The sequence below is a fragment of the Mycobacterium sp. E3198 genome (assembly GCF_001667015.1).
GTDB lineage: Bacteria > Actinomycetota > Actinomycetes > Mycobacteriales > Mycobacteriaceae > Mycobacterium.
Map to the genome: position 1 here is coordinate 44,134 of NZ_LZIS01000023.1, position 9,399 is coordinate 53,532.

General features: G+C 69.7%; 10 protein-coding genes. All 10 read left to right on the top strand.

All coding sequences use genetic code 11. The annotated features are described in order from the left end of the window. The first annotated feature begins 18 nt into the window (after positions 1–18). The 10 genes from alr to A5673_RS03570 all read left to right on the top strand — a co-directional run bounded on the left by alr (position 19) and on the right by A5673_RS03570 (position 9,262). Positions 19–1,185 carry an alanine racemase gene (gene alr, locus A5673_RS03525; RefSeq protein WP_197518280.1) on the top strand — a complete coding sequence of 389 codons (1,167 nt, stop codon included), beginning with the start codon at positions 19–21 and terminating at the stop codon, positions 1,183–1,185. 52 nt (positions 1,186–1,237) lie between these two features. Further along, a complete protein-coding gene (locus A5673_RS03530; RefSeq protein ID WP_197518281.1) occupies positions 1,238–2,290 on the top strand; it encodes an alpha/beta fold hydrolase in 1,053 nt (350 codons plus the stop codon). After that, positions 2,283–2,747 carry a tRNA (adenosine(37)-N6)-threonylcarbamoyltransferase complex ATPase subunit type 1 TsaE gene (gene tsaE / locus A5673_RS03535; protein ID WP_068227153.1) on the top strand — a complete coding sequence of 155 codons (465 nt, stop codon included), beginning with the start codon at positions 2,283–2,285 and terminating at the stop codon, positions 2,745–2,747. The genes A5673_RS03530 and tsaE overlap by 8 nt, the downstream gene beginning before the upstream one ends. Next, positions 2,732–3,364, top strand: a complete 633-nt coding sequence (gene tsaB / locus A5673_RS03540) for a tRNA (adenosine(37)-N6)-threonylcarbamoyltransferase complex dimerization subunit type 1 TsaB (protein WP_068227155.1) — start codon at positions 2,732–2,734, stop codon at positions 3,362–3,364. Before tsaE ends, tsaB begins: the two co-directional genes overlap by 16 nt. Beyond that, complete coding sequence (gene rimI, locus A5673_RS03545; protein WP_156747818.1) at positions 3,361–3,828, top strand: ribosomal protein S18-alanine N-acetyltransferase; 468 nt, start codon at positions 3,361–3,363, stop codon at positions 3,826–3,828. Before tsaB ends, rimI begins: the two co-directional genes overlap by 4 nt. Next, complete coding sequence (gene tsaD, locus A5673_RS03550; protein ID WP_068227159.1) at positions 3,825–4,850, top strand: tRNA (adenosine(37)-N6)-threonylcarbamoyltransferase complex transferase subunit TsaD; 1,026 nt, start codon at positions 3,825–3,827, stop codon at positions 4,848–4,850. Before rimI ends, tsaD begins: the two co-directional genes overlap by 4 nt. A 254-nt stretch (positions 4,851–5,104) precedes the next feature. Continuing rightward, positions 5,105–5,407, top strand: coding sequence for a co-chaperone GroES (gene groES, locus A5673_RS03555; protein WP_007167930.1), 303 nt, complete (start codon positions 5,105–5,107; stop codon positions 5,405–5,407). 82 nt (positions 5,408–5,489) lie between these two features. After that, positions 5,490–7,118 carry a chaperonin GroEL gene (gene groL / locus A5673_RS03560; RefSeq protein ID WP_068227161.1) on the top strand — a complete coding sequence of 543 codons (1,629 nt, stop codon included), beginning with the start codon at positions 5,490–5,492 and terminating at the stop codon, positions 7,116–7,118. A 161-nt stretch (positions 7,119–7,279) separates the two neighbouring features. Continuing rightward, positions 7,280–8,482: a cytochrome P450 gene (locus A5673_RS03565; protein ID WP_068227163.1), complete on the top strand. Its 1,203-nt coding sequence runs from the start codon at positions 7,280–7,282 to the stop codon at positions 8,480–8,482. A 114-nt stretch (positions 8,483–8,596) separates the two neighbouring features. Further along, entirely contained in the window at positions 8,597–9,262 is a 666-nt protein-coding gene (locus A5673_RS03570) for a nitroreductase (protein WP_068227165.1), read from the top strand. Positions 9,263–9,399: the final 137 nt, after the last annotated feature.

Below are 9,399 nucleotides of genomic sequence, written 5' to 3' on the forward strand. Positions count from 1 at the left end.
TCTGGGACAATGGCGGGCGTGGTCGCTACGCCGATATCCCTGACGCCCGGCGTCCTCGCCGAGGCCGTCGTGGACCTGGGCGCCATCGCGCACAACGTGCGGGTGCTGCGCGAGCACGCCGGCGGCGCGCAGGTGATGGCCGTGGTCAAGGCCGACGGCTATGGCCACGGCGCGACGCGGGTCGCCCGCGCCGCCCTGGCCGCCGGGGCGGCCGAGCTGGGCGTCGCCACCGTCGACGAGGCGCTGGCGCTGCGGGCCGCCGGCATCACCGCGCCGGTGCTGGCGTGGCTGCACCCGCCCGGCATCGACTTCGCGGCGGCGCTGCTGGCCGATGTGGAGGTCGCCGTGTCCTCGGTGCGCCAGCTCGACGAGGTGGCCGACGCGGTGCGCCGGACCGGGCGGACGGCCACGGTGACCGTCAAGGTGGACACGGGGCTGAACCGCAACGGGGTCGCCCCGGCGCGGTATCCGGCGATGCTGAGCGCGCTGCGCGCCGCCGCCGCCGAGGACGCCATCCGGCTGCGGGGGCTGATGTCGCACATGGTGTACGCCGACCAGCCCGACAACCCTATCAACGACGTTCAGGCCCAACGGCTTTCCGACATGCTGACGCTGGCGCGCACCGAGGGCGTGCGGTTCGAGGTCGCCCACCTGGCGAATTCGGCGGCCACCATGGCGCGGCCCGACCTGGCCTTCGACCTGGTGCGGCCCGGCATCGCCGTGTACGGCCTGAGCCCGGTGCCCGGGCTCGGCGACATGGGGCTGGTTCCGGCGATGACGGTGAAATGCCCCGTCGCGCTGGTGAAGTCGATTCGCGCCGGCGAGAGCGTGTCCTATGGCCATACCTGGACGGCGCAAACCGACACCACCCTGGCGCTGCTGCCGATCGGCTACGCCGACGGCGTGTTCCGCTCGCTGGGCGGGCGCCTCGAGGTGCTGATCAACGGCAGGCGGCGGCCCGGCGCCGGCCGGATTTGCATGGACCAGTTCATGGTCGACTTGGGTCCCGGGCCGGTCGACGTGGCCGAGGGCGACGAGGCGATCCTGTTCGGCCCCGGCACCGGCGGCGAACCCACCGCCCAAGAGTGGGCCGACCTGCTCGGCACCATCCACTACGAAGTGGTCACCAGCCCCCGGGGGCGCATCACCAGAACCTATCGCGAGGCCGAAACCGTTGAGCGCTAAGAGGGCCCGCAGGCGCCAGCGGGGCAGGGCCTGGCTTGCGGGAGGCGCCGGGGTGACCGCCGTCGCCACCATCGTCGGAGCCTCCGCCCGCCGGTCGATGACCCAGCGCGCCACCGCCCTCGAAGACCCTTATGCCGACGAGGATTTCGAGCGGATCGACCACGACCGCGCCTACGTGGTGACCACCCCCGACGGGGTGCCGCTGGCGGTCCGCGAGGCCGGGCCGGTGGACGCGCACGTGACCATGGTCTTCGTCCACGGCTTCTGTCTGCGCATGGGCGCCTTCCATTTTCAGAGGACCCGCCTGCCCAACCGGTTGGGTGCGCCCGTCCGGATGGTGTTCTACGACCAGCGCGGGCACGGGCGCTCCGGCGCGGGCGAGCCCGAGACCTACACGCTGACCCAACTGGGCGAGGACCTGGAAAGCGTGCTGACCGAGGTCGGCCCCCGCGGGGTGGTCGTGCTGGTCGGCCATTCGATGGGTGGCATGACGGTGCTGTCGCACGCCCGTCAGTTCCCCGAGCAGTACGGCGGCCGGATCGTCGGCGCCGCGATCATTTCCTCCGCGGCCGAAGGGGTTACCCGGTCCCCGCTGGGCGAGATCCTGAAAAATCCCGCGCTGGACGCGTTTCGGTTCACCGCCCGCTCGGCGCCCAAGCTGATGCACCGCGGCCGCAACGTGTCGCGCTCGCTGATCGGACCGATCCTGCGCGCCGCGTCCTACAGCGACCTGCAGGTCAGCCGGAGCCTGGACGCGTTCTCGCAACGGATGATGAACGGCACCCCGATCGACACCATGGTGGGCTTCCTCGACGCCCTGGAAAAGCACGACGAAACCGCCGGGCTGTGGACGCTGCTCAAGGTGCCCACCCTCGTCGCGTGCGGGGACCACGACCTGCTCACCCCGGACGAATACTCGCGGAAGATGGCGGCCTCGCTGCCGCGCTCCGAGTTGGTCATCGTCAGCGGCGCAAGCCACCTGGCGCTGCTGGACAAGCCGGAGGCCATCAACGACGGGCTGGTCCGGCTGGTGCACCGCTCCGTGCCGGGCAAGTGGACGCTGCGGTACCGGCGACTCAAGCAACGGTTGCGGCGCCATGGTTGAGCCCGGCGGCACGGCCACGTGCGAGCGCGTCGAGGACACCGTCGCGTTGGGCTCGCGGCTCGGCCGGGAGCTGCGGGCCGGCGACGTCGTGGTGCTCTCCGGCCCGCTCGGCGCCGGAAAAACGGTGCTGGCCAAGGGGATTGCCGCGGCGATGGACGTCGACGGGCCCGTCACGTCGCCGTCGTACGTGCTGGCCCGGGTGCACCCGCCGCGGCGGTCCGGCGCGCCGGCGATGATCCACGTCGACATGTACCGGCTCCTCGACCAGGGCCGCGCCGACCTGCTGGGTGAGCTCGACTCCCTGGACCTGGACACCGAGCTCGACGACGCGGTCGTCGTCGTCGAGTGGGGCGAGGGGCTCGCCGAACGCCTCGCCGAGCGGCACCTCGACATCCGGCTGGAACGGGTTAGCCACTCCGACGTGCGGATCGCCACCTGGGAATGGGGTCGGCCGTGACTCTCATTCTCGCCCTGGACACTTCGACCCCGGCCGTGACGGCCGGCGTCGTACGGCTGCCCGATCAGGTGCTGGCCGAGCGGGTCACCGTCGACGCCCGCGCCCACGCCGAGCGGCTGACGCCCAACGTTGTGGCCGCCCTCGCCGACGCCGCCCTGACGATGGCCGACCTCGACGCCGTCGTCGTCGGTTGCGGACCTGGCCCGTTCACCGGGCTGCGGGCCGGGATGGCGACGGCCGCCGCCTACGGCCACGCGCTGGGCATCCCGGTGCACGGGGTGTGCAGCCTGGACGCCATCGGGGTGCGCACCGGCGGCGACGTCCTGGTGGTCACCGACGCCCGCCGCCGCGAGGTCTACTGGGCCCGCTACCGCGACGGCGTGCGCACGGACGGCCCGGGGGTCGACGCCCCCGCCGAGGTCGACCCCGGACCGGCGCGGGCGGTGGCCGGCTCGCCCGACCACGCGGCGCTGTTCGGGCTGCCCGTCTGCGGGCCCGTCCACCCGACGCCGGCCGGGCTCGTCGCGGCGGTACCCGACTGGTCGGAGCGCCCGCTGCCGCTCGTCGCGTTCTATCTCCGCCGCCCCGACGCCAAACCCCTGGCGGCCCCCCGGTGATGGCCTGCAGCGAGCCTGTGACGATCGGCGCGCTGACGTCCGCCGACGCGCGGCGCTGCGCCGAGCTGGAGGCGCTGCTGTTCCCGGGCGACGACCCGTGGCCCGCGGTCGCGTTCAACCGCGAACTGGCCGCCAAGCACAACCACTACGTGGCCGCCCGCGCGGGCGGCGCGCTGGTCGGCTACGCCGGCATCTCGCGGCTGGGCCGCACCCCGCCGTTCGAGTACGAGGTGCACACCATCGGGGTGGACCCGGCCTATCAGGGCCGGGGCATCGGCCGCCGGTTGCTCGACGAGCTGCTCGCCTTCGCCGACGGCGGCGCCGTCTACCTCGAGGTGCGCACCGACAACGAGGCGGCCATCGCGCTGTACCGCAGCACCGGGTTCGAGCAGATCGGCCTGCGCCGCCGCTACTACCGGGTCAGCGGCGCCGACGCCTATACGATGCGGCGGGAAGCGCTATGACGATCATCTTGGCCATCGAAACCTCCTGCGACGAAACGGGAGTCGGCATCGCCCGCCTCGGCGATGACGGCACCGTCACGCTGCTCGCCGACGAGGTCGCGTCCAGCGTCGACGAACACGTGCGCTTCGGCGGCGTCGTCCCCGAGATCGCCTCCCGCGCGCACCTCGAGGCGCTGGGCCCCGCCATGCGCCGCGCGCTGGCGGCCGCCGGCCTCGACAAGCCCGACGTCATCGCGGCCACCATCGGGCCCGGGCTGGCCGGCGCCCTGTTGGTGGGAGTCGCCGCGGCCAAGGCGTACGCGGCCGCCTGGGACGTGCCGTTCTACGCCGTCAACCACCTGGGCGGGCACCTGGCCGCCGACGTCTACGAACACGGGCCGCTGCCCGAGTGCGTGGCGCTGCTGGTGTCCGGCGGCCACACCCACCTCTTGCACGTGCGGTCCCTCGGCGAACCGATCGTCGAGCTGGGCAGCACCGTCGACGACGCCGCCGGCGAGGCCTACGACAAGGTGGCGCGGCTGCTGGGACTGGGCTATCCGGGCGGCAAGGTGCTCGACGACCTGGCCCGCACCGGCGACCGCGACGCCATCACGTTCCCGCGCGGCATGACCGGCCCGGCCGACGACGCGTACGCGTTCAGCTTCTCCGGGCTCAAGACCGCCGTCGCCCGCCACGTGGAGAGCCACCCCGACGCCGCAACCGCGGACGTCGCCGCCGGCTTCCAGGAGGCCGTCGCCGACGTGCTCACCAAAAAGGCGGTGCGCGCGGCCAGCGCGCTGGGCGTCTCGACCCTGCTGATCGCCGGGGGAGTGGCCGCGAACTCGCGATTGCGGGAGCTCGCCACGCAGCGCTGCGCGGCCGCGGGGCTGACGCTGCGCATCCCCCGGCCGCGGCTGTGCACCGACAACGGCGCGATGATCGCCGCCTTCGCCGCGCACCTGGTGGCCGCGGGGGCGCCGCCGTCGCCCCTGGACGTGCCCAGCGACCCGGGCCTGCCGGTGGTAAAAGCACAGGTGAGCTGATGTTCGCTCAGCGCGGACACCCCAATGCGGCAGAAGCACCGGGGCGGCCTTGAGTGCTAGCACTCGCATGTATAGAGTGCTAGGTGGCAATCGGCCAAGCCCTGCGCCGGCACCCGCGACGACGGCGCTCGGGCAACGGATGGATGCTGGATCAACTGATAATTCGGGCGGTTCGGGGCTTGCCCCGGACCGACCGCCAACTCCGGCCGGGGTGAACGCCCCGGACCCGATCTAACTAGTGGAGGGCTCCAATCGTGGCGAAGGTGAACATCAAGCCACTCGAGGACAAGATTCTCGTGCAGGCCAACGAGGCCGAGACCACGACCGCGTCCGGTCTGGTCATTCCTGACACCGCCAAGGAGAAGCCGCAGGAAGGCACCGTCGTCGCAGTCGGCCCCGGCCGGTGGGACGAGGACGGCGAGAAGCGGATCCCCCTGGACGTTTCGGAGGGTGACACCGTCATCTACAGCAAGTACGGCGGCACCGAGATCAAGTACAACGGCGAGGAGTACCTGATCCTGTCCGCCCGCGACGTGCTGGCTGTCGTATCCAAGTAAGGACCGTGTTCCGCCCCGGCGATCCCCGCATCCAACCGCGGGTGATTTCCGGGGCGGCATGCGTTCGGGACGAAGGAACCTGATGAGCAAAGTTATCGAGTACGACGAAACCGCGCGCCGCGCCATGGAGGCCGGCGTGAACAAACTCGCCGACGCGGTCCGGGTGACGCTGGGCCCGCGCGGCCGGCATGTGGTGCTGGCCAAGGCATTCGGCGGGCCGGCGGTGACCAACGACGGCGTCACCGTCGCGCGCGAGATCGACCTGGAGGACCCGTTCGAGAACCTGGGCGCCCAGCTGGTCAAGTCGGTGGCCACCAAGACCAACGACGTGGCCGGTGACGGCACCACCACGGCGACCGTGCTGGCGCAGGCGCTGGTCAAGGACGGCCTGCGCATGGTCGCCGCCGGCGCCAATCCCATCGAACTCGGTATCGGGATCGGTAAGGCCGGCGACGCGGTGTCGGAGGCGTTGCTCGCGGAGGCCACCCCGGTGGCCGGCAAGGAGGGCATCGCGCAGGTGGCGACGGTGTCGTCGCGCGACCCGCAGATCGGCGAGCTGGTGGGCGAGGCCATGACCAAGGTCGGCGCCGACGGCGTGGTCAGCGTCGAGGAATCCTCAACCCTGAACACCGAGCTGGAGTTCACCGAGGGCGTCGGCTTCGACAAGGGCTTCCTGTCGGCGTACTTCGTGACCGACTTCGACTCGCAGGAGGCCGTGCTCGACGACCCGGTGATCCTGCTGCACCAGGAGAAGATCAGCTCGCTGCCCGACCTGCTGCCGATGCTCGAGAAGATCGCCGAATCGGGCAAACCGCTGCTGATCATCGCCGAGGACATCGAGGGCGAGGCCCTGGCGACCCTGGTGGTCAACTCGATCCGCAAGACGCTGAAGGCCGTCGCGGTCAAGGCGCCGTTCTTCGGCGATCGCCGCAAGGCGTTCCTCGAGGACCTCGCGGTGGTCACCGGCGGCCAGGTGATCAACCCCGACGCCGGGTTGCTGCTGCGCGAGGTCGACACCGACGTGCTGGGCTCGGCCCGCCGCGTGGTGGTCAGTAAGGACGACACCATCGTCGTCGAGGGCGGCGGCGCCAAGGACGCGGTCGAGGCCCGCATCAAGCAGCTGCGCGCCGAGATCGAGAACAGCGACTCGGATTGGGACCGCGAGAAGCTGCAGGAGCGGCTGGCCAAGCTGGCCGGCGGCGTGGCCGTCATCAAGGTCGGTGCCGCCACCGAGACCGCGCTCAAGGAGCGCAAGGAAAGCGTCGAGGACGCCGTCGCGGCCGCCAAGGCCGCGGTCGAGGAGGGCATCGTCGCGGGCGGCGGAACGGCGCTCATCCACGCCCGCAAGGCGCTCGAGGAACTGCGCGGCACGCTGAGCGGCGACGAGGCGCTCGGGGTCGACGTGTTCTCCGAGGCGTTGGCGGCGCCGCTGTACTGGATCGCCACCAACGCCGGGCTGGACGGCTCGGTCGCGGTCAACAAGGTCAGCGAGCTGCCCGTCGGGCAGGGGCTGAACGCCGAGACCCTCGCCTACGGCGACCTGCTCGGCGCCGGTGTCATCGACCCGGTCAAGGTGACCCGCTCCGCCGTCGTCAACGCGGCGTCGGTGGCCCGGATGGTGCTGACCACCGAGACGGCCGTCGTCGACAAGCCCGCGGAGGCGGAAGACGACCACGGCCATGGTCACGGGCATCACCACCACCATCACTAGAAGCACCAACTAACGAAGCACCCCCGGTCAAATTGGCCGGGGGCGCTTCGTTGGAGAGGTAGCCGCTCCGTGTCAGCCTGCGACTCGCAGCTTGATTGACCGAATTGCCGCGCGGCGTCAGGATGAGCACGGTTCGCGTCCGATGAAGGGGTTGCAGGTTTATGGGTGTCAAGACTGCGAGTGAACTGTCCTACGACCCCTACGATGTCGAACTCAACGCCGACCCGTATCCGCTGTTTCAGCGGCTCCGCGAGGAGGCGCCGCTGTCCTACAACGAACAACACGACTTCTACGCGCTGAGCCGATTTGACGACGTGCATGCAGCGCTGAATGACCATGAGACGTTCAGTTCTGCCCGGGGCAACATTCTCGAGTTGATCAAGGCCGACATGCCGATTCCGCCCGGAGTGTTTCTCATGGAGGACCCGCCGCTGCACGACATCTATCGCCAGAGCCTTTCTCGCATGTTCACGCCACGCAAAATGCGTGAGGTCGAGGCCACCGCACGGCAATTCTGTGCCGAGAGCCTCGATCCGTTCGTTGGCACCGGGGAGTTTGATTTCATCACCAATCTGGGCGCCGAGATGCCGGTGCGAGTCGTGTGCAGGCTACTGGGAATTCCCGATGAGATGCGGCAGGAGGTCTTCGACCTCGCCGAAGGTCACGTCAACACCGAGGCCGGCGGGCAAATGAAAGCAGCGTCCGCCGGGCTGGAAACAGGGCAGTTGTTCGCCGACTACCTCGATTGGCGAGCTGAACATCCCTCCGACGACGTTGTCACCGAATTGCTCGGCGTCGAATTCACCGACCTCGACGGCACGAGACGGGGCCTGACCCGTGAGGAACTGCTGATTTGCATCACGCTGGTCGCCGCCGGCGGCGCCGAGACGACGACCCGGCTAATCGGTTGGGCCGGAAAGGTTTTGGCCGAGCACCCCGAGCAGCGCCGGGAGCTGGTCGCCGATCGCAGCCTGATTGCGGGCGCCATCGAGGAGCTGCTGCGCTTCGAGCCTCCCGCGCCACACATCGCGCGCACCCTCACGCGCGATGTGCGGTACTACGGACAACACGTGCCGGGCGGCAGCATCATGATGTTGCTCGCCGGTGCTGCAAACCGTGACCACCGGCAGTTCCCAGCCGACGGCGACGTCTTCGACATTCACCGCAAGGCGGGAGCCCATGTCGGCTTCGGTGTTGGCGTGCATTACTGCCTGGGAGCGTCGCTAGCCCGGATGGAGGGCCGCGTAGCGCTCGACGAGGTGCTCAACCGCTTCCCGGAGTGGGACATCGATATGTCTCGGGCACGGATGACCACGACATCGACAGTTCGCGGCTGGGAAACGATGCCGGCCGTCCTGGCATGAAAACCAATCGCGGCTCGCTGCCTTAACATTCGGCCTGGATGTAGTGCCGAAGCAACACTCCCGTTGGGTCTCTGGTTTGGTTGGCAATGAGCACGGCGACCAGGGGAAGAGGCCATGGACGTATACGACGCAGTCACAACCCGACGAGCCGTGCGCGGGTTCACCGACCAGCCCGTGTCGAGGGAGGTGCTGGAGCGCGTGCTGTCCGCCGCCGCGTGGGCGCCGTCCGGATCAAACCTCCAGTCGTGGAACTCCTACGTGGTGACGGGCGCGCCGCTGGCCGAGCTCAAAAAGCGCGCCGGCGCACGTGTCGCCGCTCGCGACCCATGGGACGAGCGGGAGTACGAGATGTACCCGACCGACCTGAAATCCCCCTATCGCGAACGTCGATCCGCTTTCGGCCATGAGCGCTACAGCGCACTCGGCATTGAACGCGAGGATTGGGAGGCGCGTCAGAGGGCAGCTTCCGCGAATTGGGACTGTTTTGGCGCGCCCGCCGCCCTGTTTTGCTACATCGACCGCGACCTTGGCCGGCCCCAATGGGCTGACGTCGGTATGTATTTGCAGACCGTCATGCTGCTGCTCCGCGCCGAAGGGCTGCATAGTTGCCCCCAGATGGCGTGGTCGGTGTATCGCAAGACCGTCGCGGAGATCCTCTCACCCCCCGACGGGCTGATCCTCTTCTGTGGCATGTCGATCGGGTATGAGGACCCTGCCGTCGGTTACGCACGAACGGGCCGGGCGCCGCTCGACGAGACGGTTACGTTCGTCCACGGTTAGTCCACCGATCGGCGGTGGTCGACGTGGTCCTCGAGACAGCAACCATTGCGCGCGTTTTCGGGGCATTGTCAATCGGTTAGTGCAACATCTGGTCAGGCTGCTTGCTTGAGGAGTTTGGCGAGTCGTTGGGCGGGGGT

Excerpts from the sequence above, each read along its gene's own strand:
- tsaD (WP_068227159.1), top strand. The coding sequence starts at position 3,825 with ATGACGATCATCTTGGCCATCGAAACCTCCTGCGACGAAACGGGAGTC.
- groL (WP_068227161.1), top strand. The coding sequence starts at position 5,490 with ATGAGCAAAGTTATCGAGTACGACGAAACCGCGCGCCGCGCCATGGAG.
- A5673_RS03565 (WP_068227163.1), top strand. The coding sequence starts at position 7,280 with ATGGGTGTCAAGACTGCGAGTGAACTGTCCTACGACCCCTACGATGTC.
- tsaB (WP_068227155.1), top strand. The coding sequence starts at position 2,732 with ATGGGGTCGGCCGTGACTCTCATTCTCGCCCTGGACACTTCGACCCCG.
- tsaE (WP_068227153.1), top strand. The coding sequence starts at position 2,283 with ATGGTTGAGCCCGGCGGCACGGCCACGTGCGAGCGCGTCGAGGACACC.
- A5673_RS03570 (WP_068227165.1), top strand. The coding sequence starts at position 8,597 with ATGGACGTATACGACGCAGTCACAACCCGACGAGCCGTGCGCGGGTTC.